General features: G+C 60.9%; 19 protein-coding genes. 9 read left to right on the plus strand and 10 right to left on the minus strand.

From position 1 onward, the window contains the following. Positions 1-132: 132 nt before the first annotated feature. The 4 genes from K3178_RS07345 (at position 133) to K3178_RS07360 (ending at position 4004) form a co-directional block, all read left to right on the plus strand. Entirely contained in the window at positions 133-1092 is a 960-nt protein-coding gene (locus K3178_RS07345; protein WP_221570676.1) for a sulfotransferase family protein, read from the plus strand. A gap of 6 nt (positions 1093-1098) precedes the next feature. After that, positions 1099-1575, plus strand: a complete 477-nt coding sequence (locus K3178_RS07350) for a serine O-acetyltransferase (RefSeq protein ID WP_221570677.1) — start codon at positions 1099-1101, stop codon at positions 1573-1575. A 62-nt stretch (positions 1576-1637) separates the two neighbouring features. Further along, positions 1638-2984, plus strand: coding sequence for an O-antigen ligase family protein (locus K3178_RS07355; protein WP_221570678.1), 1347 nt, complete (start codon positions 1638-1640; stop codon positions 2982-2984). A gap of 12 nt (positions 2985-2996) precedes the next feature. After that, complete coding sequence (locus K3178_RS07360; RefSeq protein ID WP_221570679.1) at positions 2997-4004, plus strand: polysaccharide pyruvyl transferase family protein; 1008 nt, start codon at positions 2997-2999, stop codon at positions 4002-4004. 75 nt (positions 4005-4079) lie between these two features. On the opposite strand, the gene K3178_RS07365 is transcribed toward K3178_RS07360, so the two are convergent. The 10 genes from K3178_RS07365 to K3178_RS07410 all read right to left on the minus strand — a co-directional run bounded on the left by K3178_RS07365 (position 4080) and on the right by K3178_RS07410 (position 15922). Next, positions 4080-5420, minus strand: a complete 1341-nt coding sequence (locus K3178_RS07365) for a lipopolysaccharide biosynthesis protein (RefSeq protein WP_221570680.1) — start codon at positions 5418-5420, stop codon at positions 4080-4082. A gap of 7 nt (positions 5421-5427) precedes the next feature. Next, complete coding sequence (locus K3178_RS07370) at positions 5428-6684, minus strand: glycosyltransferase family 4 protein (RefSeq protein ID WP_345719862.1); 1257 nt, start codon at positions 6682-6684, stop codon at positions 5428-5430. Positions 6685-6725: 41 nt separating this feature from the next. After that, the gene (locus K3178_RS07375) at positions 6726-7535 is read right to left on the minus strand and encodes a class I mannose-6-phosphate isomerase (protein ID WP_221570681.1); all 810 of its coding nucleotides are present in this window, start codon (positions 7533-7535) and stop codon (positions 6726-6728) included. Beyond that, positions 7532-8566 (minus strand): mannose-1-phosphate guanylyltransferase, encoded by a 1035-nt coding sequence (locus K3178_RS07380; protein ID WP_221570682.1) that lies wholly within the window; start codon positions 8564-8566, stop codon positions 7532-7534. The genes K3178_RS07375 and K3178_RS07380 overlap by 4 nt, the downstream gene beginning before the upstream one ends. A 17-nt stretch (positions 8567-8583) precedes the next feature. Continuing rightward, on the minus strand, positions 8584-9717 hold the full coding sequence (locus tag K3178_RS07385) for a hypothetical protein (protein WP_221570683.1): 1134 nt from the start codon (positions 9715-9717) through the stop codon (positions 8584-8586). Between the two features lie 7 nt (positions 9718-9724). Then, positions 9725-11956 (minus strand): GumC family protein, encoded by a 2232-nt coding sequence (locus K3178_RS07390; protein WP_345719863.1) that lies wholly within the window; start codon positions 11954-11956, stop codon positions 9725-9727. Positions 11957-11958: 2 nt separating this feature from the next. Then, positions 11959-12624: a polysaccharide biosynthesis/export family protein gene (locus K3178_RS07395; protein WP_247713533.1), complete on the minus strand. Its 666-nt coding sequence runs from the start codon at positions 12622-12624 to the stop codon at positions 11959-11961. A gap of 13 nt (positions 12625-12637) precedes the next feature. Further along, on the minus strand, positions 12638-13867 hold the full coding sequence (locus K3178_RS07400) for an O-antigen ligase family protein (protein WP_221570684.1): 1230 nt from the start codon (positions 13865-13867) through the stop codon (positions 12638-12640). A 226-nt stretch (positions 13868-14093) separates the two neighbouring features. Beyond that, the gene (locus K3178_RS07405) at positions 14094-14369 is read right to left on the minus strand and encodes a hypothetical protein (protein WP_221570685.1); all 276 of its coding nucleotides are present in this window, start codon (positions 14367-14369) and stop codon (positions 14094-14096) included. Between the two features lie 191 nt (positions 14370-14560). Then, positions 14561-15922, minus strand: coding sequence for an exopolysaccharide biosynthesis polyprenyl glycosylphosphotransferase (locus K3178_RS07410; RefSeq protein ID WP_247713534.1), 1362 nt, complete (start codon positions 15920-15922; stop codon positions 14561-14563). Positions 15923-16127: 205 nt separating this feature from the next. On the opposite strand from K3178_RS07410, the gene K3178_RS07415 reads away from it, so the two are divergent. The 5 genes from K3178_RS07415 (at position 16128) to K3178_RS07435 (ending at position 21706) form a co-directional block, all read left to right on the plus strand. Further along, positions 16128-17348, plus strand: coding sequence for an NADP-dependent isocitrate dehydrogenase (locus tag K3178_RS07415; RefSeq protein ID WP_221570686.1), 1221 nt, complete (start codon positions 16128-16130; stop codon positions 17346-17348). A 104-nt stretch (positions 17349-17452) separates the two neighbouring features. Then, complete coding sequence (locus K3178_RS07420) at positions 17453-19108, plus strand: bifunctional GNAT family N-acetyltransferase/carbon-nitrogen hydrolase family protein (RefSeq protein ID WP_221570687.1); 1656 nt, start codon at positions 17453-17455, stop codon at positions 19106-19108. Between the two features lie 49 nt (positions 19109-19157). Beyond that, positions 19158-20918 carry a cation:proton antiporter domain-containing protein gene (locus K3178_RS07425; protein ID WP_221570688.1) on the plus strand — a complete coding sequence of 587 codons (1761 nt, stop codon included), beginning with the start codon at positions 19158-19160 and terminating at the stop codon, positions 20916-20918. Positions 20919-20921: 3 nt separating this feature from the next. After that, complete coding sequence (locus tag K3178_RS07430) at positions 20922-21425, plus strand: hypothetical protein (protein ID WP_221570689.1); 504 nt, start codon at positions 20922-20924, stop codon at positions 21423-21425. A 101-nt stretch (positions 21426-21526) separates the two neighbouring features. After that, positions 21527-21706: a hypothetical protein gene (locus K3178_RS07435; protein WP_221570690.1), complete on the plus strand. Its 180-nt coding sequence runs from the start codon at positions 21527-21529 to the stop codon at positions 21704-21706. The last annotated feature ends 42 nt before the right edge of the window (positions 21707-21748 follow it).

Raw genomic sequence — 21748 nt, forward strand, 5'->3', positions numbered from 1 at the left:
CCTTGCCTTCTCGCGACTTTGCGCCTAGTTGCGCCCGTAAACTCGGGGCATATATCCCACCCCGATCCCAAACTCCCGCTGAACATAGCCGCAACCGAGGATTAAACTGCCGTGTCGTCGATTGGTGTCCGATTGGAACCCGTTTTCGTCGTCGGGCAACCGCGTAGCGGCTCGACCATCACCACGCGCGTATTAAACGAGCAGGGCGAACTGTTCGTCCTCAACGATTTCTACGCACTTCAGGCGATCGATGCCGAAAACCTGTGGGACAAAAGCGACGCTGCCTCCGCCGGACGAGTGGCGAGGATTGTCTTCGAGCGGATAGAAATCCGCGCCACGCAAGAAGTTGGCAAGACGCTGAACCAGTCGGTGGATCTGTCTGCAATGGCAGTCGAAAAGCTGCGTAGTCTGGCGTGTCGGGACTGGCCCGACGGGACTTCGTGGAACGCGGTGATCGAGCTAATGCTGGGTGAAGCCGCCGAACTTGCAGGCTGCAGTCGCTGGGGCTGGAACACGCCGCAGGACCACCTCCATCTCGAAAGACTTCTTACCGCCTGGCCCGGAGCGAAGGTTCTGTTCGTCCTGCGCGAACCTGAAGCGGTGCTTCGTTCGTACAAGAACGTAAGCGGCCCCTGGCATGATGCGCGGCGTTACAACCCTGCAACGATCGGGCTGGCGTGGAAGGTCGCGGCACAGAATTACCTGCAGGCCAAGGCCTCGCGCCCCGGGCAGGTGATGCTGTTGCGCTACGAGGATCTCGTGGCGGAAACCGATGCGATGATCCGCGAACTCGGAGATTTTCTGGAACTCGAGTTTCCCGGGATCGACCTTGCCTCTTTCGGGCGCAACAGTTCGCATTCGGCAAGCCGCGCCAGCAAGCCGGTAACGGGCGCAGAGGTGTGGATGGCCGAGAAGGTCATCGGCGACAAGCTCGGCAGTCTCGGCTTTCGCGGCGGACGACAGGCTGCTAGGCCTGGCGGCATGATCGAGCTCGCCAGGTCCCTCATCGGTTCGGGACTTTTCCTCGCCGGGCAAGTTCTCACCGACCGCGACCGACGCCGGCGCGCGCTCAACTTCCTGCGTCGGAGCTGACCAGCCATGGCAAACGAGATCGTCAGGTTCCACCGGCTCGCCAATGTTCTGGGAGCGAGGAAGCTCGCTCCGGTGCGGGCCATCTACGCCCTCTTGAGCCGCGCCTTTTTCACGGCCTCCATACCGGTCGGCCTCGACCTGCCACGTAGCACGATCTTCGGCCATAACGGCTTCGGCGTCATTGTGAACAAACGCACCCGCCTGGGCGACAACGTATTCATCGGCAGCCATGTCGTTATCGGTGGCCAACCCGACCGCGATGGGGCAGCAGCGATCGGAAACGACGTCGTGATACACAGCGGCGCGAAAATTTTCGGACCGATCTCAATCGGCGACGGAGCAGTGATCGCCGCGAATTCTGTAGTGACGAAGGACGTGGTTGCCGGTGCGCTCGTCGGAGGGACGCCGGCCAAGACCCTGCGCGAATGCATCGATCATCGCGATTTCCGCCCCAACGCCTGGAAGCGAAACGATCTGAAATGAGCCGGAATGCAGCCTTCGCTCCCCGATCTGCGCCCACGGGCGCGGTCGGTGGTGCGCATGCTATGCCCGGCTCTGCGCGCAGGCTGAAATTCGCGTACCTGTGGTTCGCCGGTTTCTTTGCAACCTATCTTCTGGTTTCATTCAGCGGCCTGCTTCCGCTGGAATTGCGCGGGGCTGCCAACGCTTCGGGCGAGGTCTTCGCCATACTTACCATCCCGTTCGCCATTCTCGGATTTGCGAGGGCGAACATGGTGGCGCGTTTTGCAGCACTGGCGTTTTTCGTGTTCATCTTGTGCGAAGCTGCGTCCACGCTGTTTTATCCGCTCAAGGGCTTTCCGCAGATCCAAGCCGCGCTCCTGGGCACCTTCCTCGATTCCAAACTCATCATCCTGGCCTTCGGCGTGGCCTACTTTGCGGCGACTGACGAGTGGTCCACCAAGATCCTGTTCAAACGCTTCATGCAGATGCTGATCCTGATGGCCTGGTTGAACCTGGTGTTCATCATGCGCGATGTCATCGACGGATCGGAGAACATCTACGGTGAAAAGCTGCTTGTCCGTGCCGGTATTGCGTTGCCGACCGGATTGTACATTCACAAGGCGATCCCGGCCCAGATGGGTGCCTTCGCGGCGTTCGCCTGCCTTGTTATCGCCCGTCATGAGGCCAACCCGGACAAGCGCAAGTTCTACCTTGCTTCGCTGATCGTAGCTGGCCTCCAGATCCTGCTGTCGTTCTCGGTGAAAGAGATCATCGCATTCATCGTCACGCTGACGTTCTATTTCAGCGCCAGCGGAGCGAAAATCGATTACCGAAAAGCCTTCGCAGTAACCATCGGTTTTTCGATCCTTTCCGGTGCTGTCCTGGTGACAGACAATGCTGTTTCGCGCGTTGTGAACCAGCGTTTCGAACGATACGTGGGTGACGAATCCGAGACACGCATCCGCATTCTGCTGGTCAACACTTCGCTCGACATTGCCGCAGACCGCTTCCCCTTCGGCACCGGTGCCGGCACCTTCGGCAGTGCACCTTCACGCGAGTTGGGATACAGCCCGATATACGTCCAATATCGTTTCTACCGGTATGTGGGCGGGAGGCCCAACGGAGAACTGAACTTCCTGCTAGATGGCTTTTGGCCCAAGGTTCTGGCCGAGGGGGGCTGGTCCGGTTTCCTGGCCTACGCATTCTATCTGGCGTTTCTATTCCGCGCGATCCTTCGCGGGAGGCAGGAGGCTCCGCAATCCGGCACCTTGCGATTTGTGGAGCTCTGCTGGCTCTTCACACTGCCGATCACTATCGCATCGGGGATCCTCACACATGAGCGGTTCGTGATGGTACTCGCCTTCACAGGCTTTGCCTTGGGTCAACGCAACCTGTTTGCGCCCAGAATTCATAATACTTCTAGGAATTGATGGAGATATCGTTTGAGCATTCGCCAAATGTTTTCGGCCGAGTATTGGGAAAAGACTAATTCGGTAGTGATCCTCGACCCGGCCGTCGCCACTCCCAATTCGGGTGACAATATCATCTCCGAAGCAGCGATGCGCGAGATGCTCGACATATTTCCCGAGCATTTCTTTTCCAACATCCCGACCCACGAGATATTGGGAACGCGTTCGTACAGGCTGGTGCGTCAGTCCAAGCATTCGATCCTGGCCGGCAGCAACATCCTTACCGAAGACATGGTGAGGGACCGCGGCTGGCGATACCGGCTGCAGGATGCCGTCTTCGTGAAGGACATCATCACTCTTGCCGTCGGCTGGCGGTCCTATCGCAGTGGGAACTACCCGATCGGCCGTCGCCTTCTGAAGCGCGCGCTGCATCCAGAAGCGCTCCATTCGGTGCGAGATGCTTACACCAAACAGCGGCTCGAAGAGGCCGGTATCCCCAATGTGGTCAACACCGGATGTGTCACGATGTGGCGCCTCGACCTTCCGCGTCTGGCAGCCCTGCCGAAGAAACTTGGCAAGAACGTTATTTTCACGATCAATGCCCGCAATACCAGCGAGCAGGACCAGCACATGGTCGACACGCTATGCGACCTTTATGAAAACGTTTATGCTTGGCCGCAGGGCATCTTCGACCGTCCGTATTGCGACAAGCTGCTTGCCGGCCGTGGCAAGTCGATCGGACAATCGCTCCAGGCCTATGACGCATTTCTCAGAGAAACCGAGGATCTCGATTACGTCGGTCATCGCCTGCATGGCGGCATCCGTGCCCTGCAGCACAACGTGAGGGCACTTGTCGTCGCGATCGACAACCGGGCAGCAGAAATCGGGCGTGATACCAATCTTCCCATCATCATGCGGGACGAGATTGCCGACACCCTTCGTACCCGCATCGAGAATCCCGGCGAAATTCGCATCAGCCTGCCGCAAGCCGAAATCGATCGCTGGCGCGATCAGTTCAAGACGATGGCAGCCCCGGAGTAATTTCTCGTTTTGGCGTCGATTCCGGGCCGTCCGGTCCGGGATCGACGCAAGCCTCGGCTCATTCGCGCAGCCGGCCTAACGTTGGCGGGGCTGGCTGATTATCCCGAGGATCGAGGGATCGAATCCGGTGACACGCCGCACGTAGATCCACAGCGCTATCGCCGTTGCGGAAATGCCCAGCGATGTCGCTATCGCTACGCCCAGCGAACCATACTGCCATGCACCAAAGACCATGGCGAGGGACGTGAGCACGGAGCATGGCACCTGTATCCATGCCGATTGCAGCTGGTGACCGGTCATTACGGCGACGATGCGTACGCATCCGACCGAGGCATTCACCGCCTGGCCGGCTGCAAGGATGATCAGTTCCCACCTCATCGCCACAAATTCCTCGCCGAACAGACCGAGGACCTGGCGGGCAAAGATTGCCAGCACCGCAAATGCGAAGAGTGACGGCACGAATATGAGTACGGCCGACATCTTGATCAGCTTCCTCAGCTTGTCGTATTCTGCCGCGTGATAATGACGCGAAACCTGAGGACCCACCACGGTGCTCGTGACCATCAGGAGGAAGCTGACCAGAACTGCGGTTCGCGATGCGGCATAGTAAAGGCCCACGGCACTGGGTTGCAGGAAAAAGCCCAGCGTAACCGTATCTATCGTGTTCAGGAGGTTTCCCGCCACCAGCGTCAGCCAGATCGGTCCGGCTACCGATTTCCATTCGGCCACGTCCTGCTCCGGCTCGGCATCGCGAAAATCGTCGGGCATGATGCGCCGCAAGGCGACGCGTTGACCCAAAGCGGCGAGCGTTATGAGCAAGGCCGAACCGCCAAGCAGGGTGACCAGCTGGAATTCCGGCACGATGAACATCGTCACACCGAGAGCCAGCGGGATGAGCGCAGCCCGCCAGAGAACATCCTTGGGAGCAAGCGCGAGGAAAATCGCCCCATAGGCCCTGGCAATGCCGAGCTGTGCGTCGATCACCGTGAACGCCGGCAGGATCAGCGCGCCGACGGCGTAGGGGCGCGGGTCGTCGATGTAGCCCTGATAGAATGCGAGGAATGCCCCAGCGATGCATAGCGCCGAAGCGATGCTCGACACGGTCAGAACGCGCCAGGTGAAGAAGTGGATTGCCCCCCTGCCCAGCCCTGGAGTGCCCTGGCCCATATATTGACCGAGAAACCGGGCAAGCGAGGTCTGCGCACCCATACCGCAAAGCACAGACAGGAACATCACCGCGCTCATGACGAAGGCATAGATGCCGTAATCGTCGGGAGCGAGCCACCGGGCCAGAAGCACGACGCCCGCATAGTTCACGACAGCCCATGCGAGCCGCAACACCATCGAGAGACTGGCCGCCTTGAAGAAAGCCTGGACAAATGGGTCCTGGCGCAGTCGGTCAAGGCGCGCGCGCATGACCGCTTCAGCTACCGAGTGCGCGTTGGTAAGCGCTGACCAGCGGATCGATCTGGTAGTCCCAAGAGAGCTCGCTCACCACGCGCTCGCGCCCGATGCGGCCCATCGCGGCGCGCTTATCCGCATCGTCGAGGAGTCCGACAACCAGCTCCGCCATATCCTGCGGATCATTGGCCTTCGCATAAAGCGAGGCGTCGCCTGCAGAAAAGCGCCCTTCCTTCACGTCGAATTGCACGATCGGCTTCTCGAAGGCCATGTATTCGAGAATTTTGTTCATCGTCGACAGGTCGTTCATCGGGTTAACCCGGTCGGGGTTCACACAGACATCGGCGGAGGACAACACGGAGAACAGCTCTTCGTCGGGCGCGCGGCCGGTGAAGGTGACATACTCAGCCACTCCGAGGTCCCTCGCCATCTGCTGGAGGCCGTCAAGGCTCGACCCGCCCCCGACCAGCACGAACTGCGTGTCCGTACGGCCCATCTCGAAAACCATGTGGCGCACGCTTTCGAGCAAGAGGTCGATGCCCTCCTGCTCGCCCATGACGCCGACATAGCCGACCATGTGCTTGCGCCCGTTGCGCCATTTATCGTCGACCGGCAGTCGCTTCAGGCGGGTGAGATCGGGACCGGAACGCACGACGAAAGTATCCTCGCGCTTCTTGCCTCCGCGACGCATGGCGATTTCGCGATAGCTTTCGTTGGTGCAGATCACGACGTCGGCGGTCTTGAAGGTCAACCATTCGAACAGCACCATCAGCCGCCAGAAGAAATCGCGGCGACCGAATTTCGCTTCGTAAAGCTCGGGGTTGATGTCGTGATGGTCGAAAATGAACTTCTTGCCGAACAACTTGAACGGCCACGCGACAAGGAAAATGAGATCGGGCGGATTGCAAGCCTGGATCACGTCGAACCCGTGCTTGCGCCAGATCTTGAACGCGAGTTTCAGTTCCCACCACAGCGCAGCACCATATTCCCGCAGGTAGGTCAGCGGGGAATCGGCCTCTACGGGAAGCGGATGGCGGTAAATTTCTATGCCTTCGAGCGTCTCGTGACGCTCGGTAAAGCCCTTGCCCGTCGGGCAGATGATCGAAACCTGCGCGCCGGCGCGCTTGAGCGTACGCGCTTCCTGCCACACGCGCCGGTCGAAGGGCAGCGGCAGGTTCTCGACGATGATGAGAACTTTCTTTCCATCCAGCGCGCCGAGCACGGGCTGGTAGGCGTCGCCAGTGGTTTCGGTGGTCGAAAATTCGCTGGTGGTTTGCACGTCAAGTCCTGTGTGCTCGCGGGCGAGCGTGATATCTTGTGTTATGTAACGGGCTGCACGAGGAAGCAAAGCGCATCGGGCGAAAACGAGACCGTTCCGATATCATGAGCGATTGCGCAGTTACCGGTGGAGACAGTTTCGCCGTCGACGCTTGCATGGCCGGCTGTCGGAATGACGAAGAGCGCGCTACCTTCATAATCCGACTGCTCGAACCCTTGCGACGCATCGACCCGGTCGAGCCTGAAATGAGGGCCATCGACCAGTCGGATCGACCCGCCTTGCGGGATATTGACGCGCAGTTCTTCGGGATGGGGTTTTCCATCGGCGACACGGATGCCGTCCTCGAGATGAAGTTCGCGCGGGCGTCCGTAGTCGTAGAGACGATAGGTGATATCGCTGTTTTGTTGGATCTCGAGCAGGCTAACCCCACCCCCGATGGCATGGACGGTGTTGGCGGGAATATAGAAGAAGTCTCCTGCCTTTACCTCATGCCAGACCAGCAAGTCCTCGATCGACCCATCCAGCGCCGCTGATCGCATCCTGTCGCTATCGATTTCTTCCCTGAAACCAACCGCAATCCGGGCATCCTTTTCGGCATCGAGGATGATCCAGCACTCTTCCTTGCCCTGGCGACCCATGCCCGCAGCTTCGGCCTGGTCGTCATCCGGGTGCGTCTGGACCGAAAGCTTCTCGCTGGCGAAAATGTACTTCACAAGAAGTTCGGGCAGCGCCGCCGGCGGTTCGAACCATATCTCGCCGATCGCCTCTTCGCCGGGATTGACGAATGGCGCAGGCAGGTCCTTCTTTCCCCAGACTTTCGCGACACTGCGGGTAGGAAGCAGGCTGCTCACTGGTTCGCCGCGCCTTCGAGCTTGCCGACTTTTTGCGCGCCTTCGCGCGTGGTGACGAGGATATCGCCGCCATCGACAACCACGACCACGTCTTCCAATCCGATCACGGATACGCGCGGGCCATCGCTGTCGACCATGACATTGCGGCAATCGACGAGCTGTGCCGGGCCGCTGACGACATTACCGCCCTCACCTGCCTCGCGGCTCTGGTAGAGCGCGTCCCAATTCCCGATGTCCGACCAACCCATGTCGGCAGGCACCACTGCCGCGCTGTCGGTCTCTTCCATGACGGCATAATCGACGGATTCGCTCTCGATCCGGGCAAAAGCCTCGTCCGAAGGGTGGAAGCGAATTCCATCCGCCTCGCCTTCGGCCACAGCATTTCCAACAGCTTCGGCGAGCGCCGGACGATATTTCGCCAGCTCGTCGAGGAAGCGACCCGCTCCAAAGGCGAAGATCCCGCCATTCCAGCTGTAGCGTCCGTCTGCAAGGAAGCTGCGCGCTGTTTCGACGTCCGGTTTCTCGACGAAGCGTTCGATCCGCGCCCCGCCTTCGAGCTTCTCGCCGCTCAGGATATAGCCGAAGCCGGTTTCAGGCGTCTTTGCCTCGATACCAAAGGAAACGAGGAAGCCCTCGCTGGCAAGTTGTGCGGCGCGGGCCGCGGCATCTTCGAAGGCCGAAGTGTCGGCGATATGATGGTCGCTGGGGCACACCAGCATGACCGCATCCCGCGGGAGACGGACAGCGGCAAGCGCTATGGCCGCAGCGGTATTCTTGGGCTCCGGCTCCACGATGATGGTCGCCCCGTCACTTGCACCGAGCTGCTCCTCGACGTGAGCGAGATGCGCGGAACCGGTCACGACTATCGGTGCCGCAAACATTTCCGGGTTCGCAACACGATCGAGCGTCGCCTCGAACAGGGTGCGTTCGCCCACGAGCGGAAGGAACGGCTTGGGCTTGGCCTTGCGGCTGCGCGGCCACAGGCGCGTGCCGCTTCCGCCGCACAGGATCATGGGATGAATCAAGGACACAGCGACCTCGTCGGCACTTAATTGATGGTCAGGCTGATATTTTCGCCACGACCGCGCGCAGCAAACAGCCGGATGTGCTGGACCGGGCAATCTTCCGGCACATCGAAGGAAGCGATACCATAACCCGGTTGGCGAAGCACCAACCTGCGGTCGGTGTCGAGACCTTCAGGGCAGGTGATGCGCAATTCGATTTCTCCCTTGGTGCCACTGGCGAGCGGTCGACGCGAGGAATCGTGTTCAACGATCGTCAGCTCATGCGATCCGGGGGAAAGCGTAAGATAGCGAAATGCGATCAGTTTCCGGAGCAGGTTGCGATTGTTGTATGTCAGCATGCCCTCGGCCATGCCCTCCCTGACCGACACCCCGGCGACGCTTGGGAAGGTCCAAGCGAGTGGGCCGTTCACATCCGAGAACGGATGGAACTGGAGGCCCGGATCCTTCATGGCCTCGCACTCATCGGAGATCAGCGATTTCACCTCGCCCATGCCGCGCTTGAGATAGGTGGTGGCTAGCCGGAGCTTGCGTTCACAATCGAGCGCGCTGCCCGCTCCTTCCATTGCAAACAGCTGCAGAGGCAACGTCTCCTGCCCGGGACGCGCTTCGGCGTAATCGACCAGCTGATCGGCAAGATAGGGGCTGTCGGCAAGCCTCGAGGCGATTGCCTCGCGCCCCGCTTCGTCTGTCGAAAGAACGTCGATGGCACGGAAGATAACCTGCGGCTCGCGCTCGGTTCGGGTCAGGGCTTCGAGCCGGGCAGCAGCCACGTCCGGCTCGTTGCTGGAAACGGCGCTTGCCAGCACCGCGATCTGCACGAACGGATCGCGCCAACCACGGGTGGCTGCGTAATTCAGGGCCTTGCCGGCCGAATCCATCAGGTCCGCTTCGGCTGCCCAGAGGCTGTAGAGGCTCAGGTGGCGAGCCTCGATCGGGCGGTATTTGAGGAGCGCGGTGATAGAATCTTCCGCACTCAGCGGCTCGCGTGCGAAGTTCGCTGCCGAAGTGCGGGCATCGGCATAGCCGCCGAGCCCTGTCGGCAGGAGGATCGCCATGCGCCCGCTCAGCCGGGCCTGCTGGTCGAGCTGGACTAGCGAGAAAACCGCAGCAAAGGCGACGAAGATCGCCAGTCGGACCATGAGTTTGCCACGCGCCACCGGCCCATCACCCCTCGCGTGAGGATTCGTACGTGTAGTAGTCCGACCCGTAGTAGCTGTATTCGCCGCTGACCGAGCTGACGTCGAACTTGGTCAGGACGGCACCGACGACCGAGGCATTGACCATCTGCAGGCGGCGCAGCGCGGTCTTGACGGAACCGCGGCGACCGGCACCGCCATCGACGACCATGAGCACGGCGTCGGCATGCGCAGCGAGCGTCGGGGAGTCGGACAGGCCAAGAACCGGCGGTGCGTCCAGGATGACGCAGTCGAAATGCTTAGCCAGATCGTCGAGCAGCGCTTCGATGCCACCCGTCGCCAACAAGGCCGACGGGGCCGGCGGAAGCGGCAGCGCGGTCATGTAGGTAAGGTTGGGCACTTCGGCGGGGATCAGCACCTCGTTCACGGTCTTCTCGCGTGCGAGGACCGCTGTGAGGCCCGGTGCGTCGCGCATGTCGAGGCGGCGGTGCAGCGTCGGTCGACGCAAGTCGGCGTCGATCAACAGCGTCTTGCGGCCCAGGCCGGCGAATTCCTTGGCCAGCTGGTTCGAGGTCGTGGTCTTGCCCTCGCCCGCCTGCGAACTGGTCACCACCAGCAGCTTGGGAATGCCTTCGGCCGAACTGTACCTCAGGTTGGTGACGAGCGACTGGTACGCTTCGCTGACCGGCGACTTGGGATCGAGCAGTTCCTCTTCCGGATCGCCGTCCTGAACGCGCGGCACGAGACCGAGCAGCGTCACGCCGAGCTTGCGCTCCACGTCTTCGGGCGAGCGGACTACATCGTCGATCTGATCGCGGACGAAAACCAGGCCGGCGCTGAACACGAGGCCGCCAAGCAAAGCGATCAGCATGTTGGCAATCGCATTGGGCGACGACGGCTTGCGTGGCGGCTCTGCTACATCGACCAGCGACACGTTGTTGGAAGCGGCACCGGCGGTGGCGTTCAATTCGTTGAAGCGGGTCAGCAGCGTATTGTAGAGCGCACGGTCGGTTTCGGCCTCGCGCTTGAGCAGGTTGTACTGCACGCCGCGATCCTGCTCGTCGAGAGCGGTCGCGCGGGTGCCAAGGACACGCGACTGAAGCGCGTTCTCTTGGTCTCGGGCTGCCTCATATTCGAGCCGAACCGAATTCTTGATCGAGTTGCCAACCGACTGGATTTGCTCGTTCAGCCGATCGACCTGTGCCTGCAATGCCTGCACATTGGGGTGTTCGTCGAGATGGCGGGAACGCTCATCTGCAAGCCGCGCCTCTGCGGCGGAACGCTGCTGGATTAGGCTCTGCACAGCCGAATTCTGAAGGACCTGCGGCACGGAAAGAACGGGGACATTGGCGATATTGCGCCACTTGTTCTCGGCAGCCACGCGCTGTGCCGTCGCCAGACTTGCTGCGTTATTGAGCTGGACGAGCGTGTCGTTGGTCACCGAAAGAGTGGTCTCGGCGTCGGCGTTCTGACCCTGCCCCGAAACACGGATGAGGCCGGCGACACGCGAATACTGGTTCAGTTCGAGTTCGCTGTTCTCAAGCTTTGCCCGCGCTTCGGCCAGCTGCTGAGCGAGGAATTCGCGAGCATAGGACGAGCTTTCGAACTTGCGGGCGAGATTCGCCTCGATGTAATTCGTCGCCACCGCATTCGCGATATCGGCGGACATCTTGGGATCCGCACTGGCAAAGCTTATGCTGACGAGCCTGCTATCGAGCGGCAGGTTGACGGTAAGGTTCTCCAGCAACAAGTCGATCGCGGCATCCACGCGATAGCGCGGAAGCCGGTTACGGCTGATCCCCGCAGCGGCGAGGTCTTCCTCGGTCGGCATTTCCGCACCCAGCGCGGAGTAATATTCGGGCTTTGTCGACAGCCCTTCGCTCTCGACCACCCGCTGCGCGAGCGAGCGCGAGCGGATCACATCGACCTGTGTCTGGAGGAAGCGATCGGCATCCTGGGTCGAGGAAGGAGCAATTTCGGCGTTTTCGATAATCTGATCGGTCTGCTGCTCGACGAGTACCCTCGACGACGCAACATAGGTCGGGACTGTCAGAAGCGTCACGACCACGCCAAGCCCCAACGCCAGAACCATGATTGCAATGATAAGGGCAAGGTTGCGCCGGATGGCGATCCAGATGGCGCGAAAATCGATGTCGAACCCCGCGCCAGTTACGGAATTTTCAGCAACGGCCGGCTGCCATTCGGAATTGCTGGCGACAAGCGCGCTTCCGCCTGCAAGTTTGCCTACTTCGGAGTTCACAATCAGAACCTTGTAAATACGTTGAACAGCGGAGCTGCTCTCAGGAAGTCACGGTATACGCCGCGGACAGCGGAGAAACCAACCACGATGCGGTCGCCGCCCAGAATTTGCGGGTCGGGAACGCGCCCTTCACGGATGTGACGCACATTGAAGACGGCGCCTTGGCGTTCGCCATTGATTTCACGGAATACGATGACCTCGTCATCCACCGCCACCTCGGTCAGGCCCTTTGCACGCGCGATCGATTCGAGCAGCGATGACGTGCCGGCAATCTCGTACACGCCCGGTTCGGATACGCTGCCTTCGACGACCACGCGCTGAAGCGCAGACGACACCACGCCAACGACTACCTGCGGATCACGGATGAAACGCGTGCCGAGCCCCCGCTCGATCTCCTCGCTGAGCTCGATCGGCGTACGGCCGACAGCGGTAATTTCACCCACCAGCGGGAAGTTGATCGTTCCCGAGGCGTCAACGGCAATCTGCTCGAACGAGAGTTCCGGTTCCTGGAACACGCGGACCGAGAGCACGTCGAGCACACCGATGCGATAGCTTGGCTGCATTGCCCCCGCCTCGGCAGGCGGCATGATGCGATAGGCATCCTCGCCCGTCGGCAAGTCGGAGCTCGGCGAGAAGCAGCCCGCAAGGCATAGGCTCGCCAGAAGCAAGACGGCAAATTTCCTAATCAATGACCCGATCCCTAATCTTTCGAGCCTGCGCTGCTAACACGGCAACAAGCAGGCCAGCAAGGCACAGAAGCGCCACATTGCGCAGCGGATAGTCGAGAATCGACTGAAGCGCGATGGTCAGCAACGCCAGTGGAACAGCCAGCGTAGCCACGCTTGGCTGAATACGCCACGAACGCCAGGTACTCCACAGCATCCAGATCAGCCAAGCGCCGATAAGCACCCACCCGATAATGCCGCTTTCCACGCCGACTTCGAGATATTCGTTGTGCGCGCGACCGGCAATAGTCGGGAGCAGGTATTCCAGCGACTCGTCGAGCTGGAACACCTCGTTGAAGGTTCCCGTACCGCTTCCGAGCGGGAAAAAGCGCTCGATCGAATACATCGTGTCCGCCCAGATTTGCGGGCGCGAATCTTCCAGATCCCCGAAACGGAGGATCAGATCCTGCGCGCGGCTGCTCGTCAGGAGAAGAGTAAGTCCGCCGATCACTGCCGCCCCGAGTCCGGCAATATAAGTGACCGGCGGGAGACCGCGATCGGCCGGACGGAACTCGCCCAGCGTGCGAAGCAGGAGGGCGAGAAGCGGAAGCGCCATGAGCGCCGTGCTCGAGCGCGATTGGGTCAGCACCGTCCCGATCAGGAAAGCGGCAGCCAAGCCCAGGCAGCCCGCCCATTTCCACATTTCGCGCTTGCGATCGAAGCGGATACCGAGAAGGGCACAGGTGGAGATCACGAACAGCAGCCCGGCGCTATTGTGATTGGCGAAGAAGCCATAGAGACGCTCTCGCTCGGCAATGGGATAGGGCATGATCCACTGCTGGCCCGACACGATCTGCATTGCCCCGCCCAGCAGGTTCACTGCGCCGAGGCCGACGATGAGCCAGAGGACAGGCTGCACACCCATCGTTTCGCGGCGATAGAGCAGGAGCATTGCCAACGGGACAACCAGTGCAGCCAGCGCTGCAGCGGTGCGGAGCGGGAATACGCTCAACGGGAACCACTGGCCCGCCGCCCCGACGAGCTCGCGCGATTCGAGCGACAGGTCACCCCCGGGTACGTTCTGCCACAAGCCGGGAGGAACCGGCACGAGCTGCAGGAGCGGCACACAAAGGGTGCAGAAGCACAGAACTTTTAGGGAGAGCGGGAGTTCGGCAAGTCGCTCCCTGAAACTGGGCACCAGCCATAGCATCGCAGCAAGCGCTGCCAGCTCGATGATGAAATTCATGACCGCGTAGAAACTGCCGCCACCGCCTAGCAAAAGCGAAAGCAGCGCAATTCCAGCTACCGGCCAAATGGCGGGAATCGCAAAACGCGACCGTCCACCGTGCCCACGGCTTCCTGATCGCGTGACCGTCTTCGGTGCGCGCACGGGAACCCCTCACTCACGACCCAGAAAAAAAGTAGCCCCGCTGTTTTCACAGCGGGGCTACCGAAACTTGCTAATTAAAAGCTTAGACGCCCGTCGAACGGATGTCGTCGTCGCCGTCAACTGCGATGATGATGCCGACGATCACGGCAGCAGCAGCCAGGATAGCGATGATGAGGCCAGCGCCGCCGGCCATCTCGCTCTTCTGGTCAGCAGCCTGCGAAGCGCGGCTCACGGACGACATCTTGACCGGCTGAACCGAAACGGTTGCATCCGATGCGCGGGTACCGGCCTGAGCAGCAACCGGTGCAATAGCCATGGCGATCGCGCCGATGCCCGAGAGAAGGCGAGTGGTCTTCATTGGTAATCTCCTAGTTCTTCTTAACGAGAATTCTCACAACGACTAGCAATCACTGGCACTAGCCGCAACCTGTTAAATTGCTGTTACGACGATTTTTTCGCGTTCGCACAATGCACAAAGCCATGCAAGCCCGTATGGTTCCGCAGCCGCCCGCAATTCCCTGAGCATGACATTTTTGCATCACTTTCCAATTAGTAAGCGTTCGGATGCAGCAACACGCGACCTGTCGCCATGATGATCTTCAGATCGGACAGGATCGACCAGTCGCGGATATATTCAAGGTCTGCATCGAGCCGATGAACGAGGTGATCCTCGATCTCGGTAGCTCCGCGATGCCCACGGACCTGGGCGAGTCCCGTCAGTCCGGGCTTGAGCGAATGACGCTGCCAGTATTTTTCGTCGATCTCCCAGAAAAGCTTAGCCTCGGCCTGCGAGCCAAGTGCGTGCGGGCGCGGCCCGACGATACTCATTTCCGATTTCAAAACGTTGAGGAGTTGCGGCAATTCGTCGATACTGGTCATACGGATGAACTTACCGATCCGCGTGACGCGATCGTCGGCTCGCGAGGTCGAGGTATTGCCAGCAGAATCGAGTTTGTCGACGCGCATCGAACGGAACTTGTACATATCGAAGATGCAGTTCCCGCGGCCCATGCGTGGCTGGACGAAGAATACCGGGCCGCCATCTTCGAGCTTGATCAGCAAGGCCACGACCAGGAACAGCGGCGAAAGCAGGATGAGCGCCGGGATTGTGAAGGCAAGGTCCATCGCCCGCTTGGTGGCGCGCGCATAGAGGCTGAGCGGACCGGTCGAAACAACGAGGAATGACTGGCCGTTCTCGCGCTTGAGGGCGAGCGCTCCCAGCTCCTGCAAGGCTTCGGAAATGACATCACCGCGAACCCCCGCAGCCCGCATGATTTCCGCCCAGTAGACACGGCGTTCGACCGGACAGCTGACGACTACACGGTCGCGTCCCCTCATCAGTTTTCCGATCCGATCAAGGCTGGCAGGATCCGTCGCTACCGCTTCGAGGTCGAAACCCGTGGTGTCGATCGATTGCGCGCCGGCAATATCGACGGCAGGCCCGCCATCGAGCACCACGAGAGTCGATGTTACGCTCGGACCGTAGGACCAGCGCAGGAGGCGGTGCATCGCAACCCGCACGCTGGCCATGAAGAGAAAGCCGAAGACAATGGCGAGCGACAGCATGACGCGCGAAAAGTCGCTGGCCGATTTCGAATAGAAGATCATCACCGTGCAAAGAACGGTGCTGACGATCAGGGCCTGCCCCATGCGCGACACTGCGAAGCGCAAAGTGTCGAGCGCCTTGAGCGAATAGCAGCGCTGATAGAGCGCGATGATGGCGTAGATCGGCACGAATGCATATGCCATGGAGACCGCAAATGGCAGCGGCCAAATATTGCGATACAGGCCGCCAGCCACCACGAATGCCGCCATCAGCGCCAGGAGATCGCACGCGAGGAGCCCCGCATAGAGCTGCAAGCGGCGACGCTCCATGGCCGGGCGCACGGCAGTAGTGGTCGGATTACTCATTAACATTTTTGAATGCGAATACGATCCGACACCTAACCGGCTAAAATAATTCGATTAAGTACGGATGCGGCCCTCATTTGAATCGAATAGGTCGCGCATTACCGCAATCATGCGTGCAAGGGCAAGTCCCGCCGCCACCTCCCTTGCCCTCGCGCGGCTCTATGCTAAAGCGCCGCCAACATTTACCCGAACTGACAGGAAACCCATGGCCAAGATCAAGGTAGCCAACCCAGTCGTAGAACTCGACGGCGACGAAATGACGAAAATCATCTGGAAGTGGATCCGCGAACGGCTGATCCTTCCTTACCTCGACGTCGACCTGAAGTATTACGACCTCTCGATCGAGAAGCGCGACGAAACCGACGACCAAATCACCGTCGATGCCGCCAATGCAATCAAGGAACATGGCGTCGGCGTTAAGTGCGCGACGATCACTCCCGATGAAGCACGCGTCGAGGAATTCGACCTCAAGAAGATGTGGCGTTCGCCCAACGGCACGATCCGCAACATCCTCGGCGGCGTGGTCTTCCGCGAGCCAATCGTCATCGACAACGTGCCGCGCCTCGTCCCCGGCTGGACCGATCCCATCGTGGTCGGCCGCCATGCCTTCGGTGACCAGTATCGCGCCACCGACACGCTGATCCCGGGCGCCGGCAAGCTGCGCCTCGTTTTCGAAGGCGAGAACGGCGAGAACATCGATCTCGACGTGTTCGAATTCCAGAGCCCCGGCGTCGCCATGGCGATGTACAACCTCGACGACAGCATCCGCGATTTCGCGCGCGCCAGCTTCGCTTACGGTCTCGACCGCAAGTGGCCGGTGTACCTGTCGACCAAGAACACGATCCTCAAGAAGTACGATGGCCGCTTCAAGGACCTGTTCCAGGAAGTGTTCGACGCCGAGTACAAGGCAGAGTTCGAAAAGCACGGCCTCACCTACGAACACCGCCTCATCGACGACATGGTCGCCGCCGCGCTCAAGTGGAACGGCAAGTTTGTCTGGGCCTGCAAGAACTACGATGGCGACGTGCAGTCGGACATCGTCGCTCAGGGCTTCGGCTCGCTCGGCCTGATGACCTCGGTGCTGATGACGCCCGATGGCAAGACCGTGGAAGCCGAAGCCGCCCACGGCACCGTCACCCGTCACTATCGCCAGCACCAGCAGGGCAAGGCGACCTCGACCAACCCGATCGCCAGCATCTTCGCCTGGACGCGCGGCCTCATGTATCGCGGCAAGTTCGACAACACGCCCGACGTGGTGAAGTTTGCCGAGACGCTCGAGCAGGTCTGCATCAAGACCGTCGAAAGCGGCAAGATGACCAAAGACCTCGCGCTGCTGATCGGTCCGGACCAGAGCTGGATGACCACCGAACAGTTCTTCGAGGCGATCGTCGAGAACCTCGAAGCGGAAATGGCGAACTGGGGCTGAAACCCTAGCGCCTCCGGGTCGTTAACCGGATAAGCCCGATCATCGGGGTCGGCGAAAGCCGGCCCCGTTTTCGTTTGGGGTCGCCAGAATTAGACGGGGTATTGATGGCCAAGCAGCCAGCGAAGAAGCGCACCACTCGCCGCAAGGGTTCGGAAAAGTTCGGTCAGAAACGGCTCGATGTCCGGAACGCGATGATCAAGGATATTCCCGGCATCGCCAATCTGGTGCGCCGGGTTTACGACGACATGCCTGCCTATACGCACGGCGAGATCCGCGGGCAGATCAACAATTTCAAGGAAGGTTGTTTCGTAGCCCTGCTCGACGATGAGGTCGTCGGCTATTGCGCGACCATGCAGCTGGCCGAAGCGCTTGCCTTCCAGGATCACGACTGGGACGAGATCACCGGCAACGGCTACGGCAGCCGCCATGATCCGACCGGCGACTGGCTTTACGGCTACGAGATGTGCGTCGACCCCAAGGTACGCGGCGTGCGCATCGGACGACGGCTATATGAAGAACGCCGTGCGCTGGCCGAGGAGAAGGACCTGACCGGTATCGTCTTTGCCGGCCGGATGCCGAACTACCGCCGCTTGCGCCGCAAGGTCGAGGGACCAAAGGATTACCTTGACCAGGTGATCGCGGGCAAGCTGCACGATCCGGTGCTGCGCTTCCAGCTCGCCAATGGTTTCGAACCCGAGCGGATCATCGAGGGCTACTTGCCCGAGGACAAGGCCAGCATGGCCAACGCCGTGATGATGGTCTGGCGAAACCCCTATGTCGAGCGCGACCAGCCGGTGAAGAAGCGCCTACCGCGAGGCGTGGAGGCGGTGCGCGTGGCGACCTGCCAGCTGCAAGCACGCCAGGTGGCCGACTATGACGAATTCATGCGCCACGTCACATATTTCGTCGATGTTGCAAGTGATTACGAATCGGACTTCATAGTCTTTCCCGAACTCTTCACGCTAATGCTGCTGAGTTTCGAGGAGAAGGAACTCTCGCCGGTCGAGGCGATCGAGCGCCTGTCCGAATACACCCCGCGCCTGCGCGACGACATTTCCGAAATGGCGATGCGCTACAACATCAACATCATCGCGGGCAGTCACCCGACACGCATGGAGGACGGTGACATCCATAACGTCGCCTATGTCTGTTTGCGCGATGGCTCGGTCCACGCGCAGGAAAAGATCCACCCCACCCCGAACGAGCGTTACTGGTGGAACATCAAGGGCGGCGACAAGGTCGAGGTCATCCAGACCGACTGCGGCCCGATCGGCGTGCAGATCTGTTACGACAGCGAGTTCCCCGAACTCAGCCGCCGCCTTGCCGACGAGGGTGCACGCATAATCTTCGTGCCCTTCTGCACCGATAGCCGCCAAGGATACCTGCGCGTGCGCTATTGCGGTCAGGCGCGTGCGATCGAGAACCAGTGCTTTGTGGTTCTGTCGGGCAATGTCGGTAACCTGCCCAATGTCGGCAATATGGACATCCAGTACGCACAAAGCTGCATCCTGACGCCATGCGACTTCCCCTTCGCCCGCGACGGGATTGCGGCGGAATCTACCGAGAATGTCGAGACGCTCACGATCAGCGACGTGAATCTGGCCGACCTGCAATGGGCGCGTGCGGAAGGCACGGTGCGCAATCTCGCCGACCGCCGTTTCGACCTCTACCGCATCGAGTGGGACGAGGACGGCAAGCACCCCGGCAAGCCGCGCCCGCGGCGCGAACCGCTCGGCCCCGCGCATCCCGGCGGTGGCTAAGCCGCACAAGCGCCGTGACTTCGTAAAACTCGCTGGCTAGAGCCTACCCATGGCATCGGGCGAACTTGCATCACCGGCATTATCCGACGCGCTGGTCATCCTCGGCGCGGCGGGGCTTGTCATCCCGGTCTTCACCCGGTTCCGCATCACGCCGGTTATCGGCTTCATCCTGATCGGCATACTTGTCGGTCCCTACGGCCTCGGCCAGCTGGTCTTCGAGCGACCATGGCTCGAACACATAACCATATCCGATCCCGAATCCCTCGACCTGTTCGCGGAATTCGGGATCATCCTGCTACTGTTTGCCATCGGGCTTGAGCTTTCGTTCAAACGCCTGTGGCAATTGCGCAGGCTGGTCTTCGGCCTCGGCGCGGCGGAGCTACTGATCGGCGGGGTCATCCTCGCCATCGTACTTTCCATGATGGGGCAGTACTGGATTGGTGCGCTGGCGCTCGGCTTCGCACTTGCCTTCTCCTCGACCGCCATCGTCCTGCCCATTTCGGGCAGCACCAGCCCCGTGGGCCGCGCGGCGCTTTCCATGCTGCTGTTCGAAGACATCATGATCGTCCCGATCGTCTTCATCCTCGGCGCAATGGCGCCCAATGCCGCATCGGAAGGCTGGGAAGGCCTGGTTACCACCTTGTGGCAAGGCGCTGCGGTCATCGCGGTGATGATGATTGCCGGCCGCTTCGCCCTCCCCCGACTGTTTGCCCAGGCCGCGCGCACGAAGAGCCCCGAGCTTTTCCTCGCCGCTGCCATGCTGGTGGTTATCGGATCGAGCCTGGCGACAGCCGCGGTCGGCCTGTCGCCTATCGTCGGCGCGCTGATAGCAGGCCTGTTGATCGCGGAAACCGAGTACCACACCGAGGTCGAGAGCATCATGGAGCCCTTCAAGGGACTCGCTCTCGGCGTATTCCTGATCACCATCGGCATGAGCATCGACCTTGCCACGATCTGGGAAAATATCGGGATGATCGCCACGGCCGTGGTTGGCGTCCTGACCTTCAAGGCCCTGCTGACCGGCGTGCTGCTGCGGATGATGGGGGCTAGGCGCAGCACCGCTGCCGAAACCGGAATTCTCATGGCGAGCCCGTCCGAAACCACGCTAATCGTGCTCGCCGCGGCTAGCTCCGCGCTGCTTATCCAGCCAGGCACGGCGCAATTCTGGCAGATCGTGACCGCCATCGGCCTCACCATCACGCCCCTTCTCGCGCGGCTGGGCCGTGTGGTTGCTCGAAAGGTCGAACCTGCGCCCGAACTGCCCGAAGAAGACGAGGGCGAGCGCAAGGTCATCATCGTTGGCGCAGGACGCGTCGGACGATTAATCGCACAGATGCTCGTCGAGCATGAAAAGCCCTACATCGCGCTCGACAGCGACGCAGACCTTATCGAGAGCGCCAAACGCGAGGGGTATCGCGCGACATTCGGCGATGCCGCGAGGGGCGATGCACTCCACCACCTCGGCGTTGAGGATGCGCTTGCCGTGGTCCTCACCATGGACGAGCCGGTGCTCGCCGAACGCCTCGTCCGCAAACTGAGGGGGGAATATCCCGACCTCCTGATTGTCGCGCGCGCCCGCGACATCGCCCATGCCGCCGAGCTTTACCGCGCAGGCGCAAGCCACGCCGTCCCCGAAGCTCTGGAAGCGACCTTGCAGCTGACCGAGGCCGTGCTGGTCGATATCGGTGTGGCGATGGGGCCGGTCATCGCCTCTATCCACGAAAAGCGCGACGAGTTCCGCGCGCAGATCGAGCAGGAAGGCGCGCTCGATTACAAACCCAAGCTGCGTTCGAGCACCGTGGAGGGCTGAACCATGCCCCCCTTGCTCGAGGAGAGGTCCGATTGCAGCCGCTGCGCAGCCCTGTGCTGCATCGCTTACCCTTCCGAGGACATGCCCGGCTTTTCAGCCAGCAAGGAGGCCGGCGAGAAATGCCCGAAGCTGGGCAAAGACGGTCGCTGCACCATCTACGAGACGCGGGAAGAAGAGGGTTTCGCCGGATGTGTGCGATACGAGTGCTTCGGCGCGGGCCAGCACGTGACCGAAACGCTGTTTGGTGGCGGTCCTCCCGATCCTGACCCCTCGATACTTGCCCGGATGGTGGATGCGTTCCTTGCGATGCGTCCGGTCAGCGACCTCAGTTTCCTTGCGCGAAAACTGGCGCGCGAGACACGGAAGGAGGAGGCGCGCGCCAATGCGGAAGCACTGGCTATTGAGCTTGCGGAAATTGCCGGCAGTTGCGAGGGTCTCTTCCAAACCAGGGCACTTGGCCGGATCGAGCGCGAACTACGCGCGCTTTACCGGAGTACAGCCAGCTAGGCGGGCTAACTCGCTGCTCCTTTCGCCGAAACCATGCTCCGGCACGGTGAAGTGTTGAACAATTGCACTTTCAAGCCGTTGATAAGGCAAAGGAGAGTTCAATGAGCCACCATGACCCGACGAAACCGACCCCGAACGACGAGAAGTTCAAGCCGCAGAACGTGGCCGACCCGCAAATGGACCAGGCCCCGACCGACCAGCGCGGCGCGCCCGGCGATACCGAGGGCTATGACATCGAACAGGGCTCGAGCGGCGTAACCAAGAGCACGCCGAACGCCTGATTACTCCCGAGAGAGGAGAATGAACGCCTGACCGGCAACGCG

It is taken from the genome of Qipengyuania sphaerica (genome assembly GCF_019711595.1).
GTDB lineage: Bacteria > Pseudomonadota > Alphaproteobacteria > Sphingomonadales > Sphingomonadaceae > Qipengyuania > Qipengyuania sphaerica.

Coding starts and splice junctions, on each gene's coding strand:
- K3178_RS07350 (WP_221570677.1), top strand. CDS start 1,099: ATGGCAAACGAGATCGTCAGGTTCCACCGGCTCGCCAATGTTCTGGGA.
- K3178_RS07355 (WP_221570678.1), top strand. CDS start 1,638: ATGCCCGGCTCTGCGCGCAGGCTGAAATTCGCGTACCTGTGGTTCGCC.
- K3178_RS07365 (WP_221570680.1), bottom strand. CDS start 5,420: ATGCGCGCGCGCCTTGACCGACTGCGCCAGGACCCATTTGTCCAGGCT.
- K3178_RS07400 (WP_221570684.1), bottom strand. CDS start 13,867: ATGAATTTCATCATCGAGCTGGCAGCGCTTGCTGCGATGCTATGGCTG.
- K3178_RS07405 (WP_221570685.1), bottom strand. CDS start 14,369: ATGAAGACCACTCGCCTTCTCTCGGGCATCGGCGCGATCGCCATGGCT.
- K3178_RS07410 (WP_247713534.1), bottom strand. CDS start 15,922: ATGAGTAATCCGACCACTACTGCCGTGCGCCCGGCCATGGAGCGTCGC.
- K3178_RS07415 (WP_221570686.1), top strand. CDS start 16,128: ATGGCCAAGATCAAGGTAGCCAACCCAGTCGTAGAACTCGACGGCGAC.
- K3178_RS07420 (WP_221570687.1), top strand. CDS start 17,453: ATGGCCAAGCAGCCAGCGAAGAAGCGCACCACTCGCCGCAAGGGTTCG.
- K3178_RS07425 (WP_221570688.1), top strand. CDS start 19,158: ATGGCATCGGGCGAACTTGCATCACCGGCATTATCCGACGCGCTGGTC.
- K3178_RS07430 (WP_221570689.1), top strand. CDS start 20,922: ATGCCCCCCTTGCTCGAGGAGAGGTCCGATTGCAGCCGCTGCGCAGCC.
- K3178_RS07435 (WP_221570690.1), top strand. CDS start 21,527: ATGAGCCACCATGACCCGACGAAACCGACCCCGAACGACGAGAAGTTC.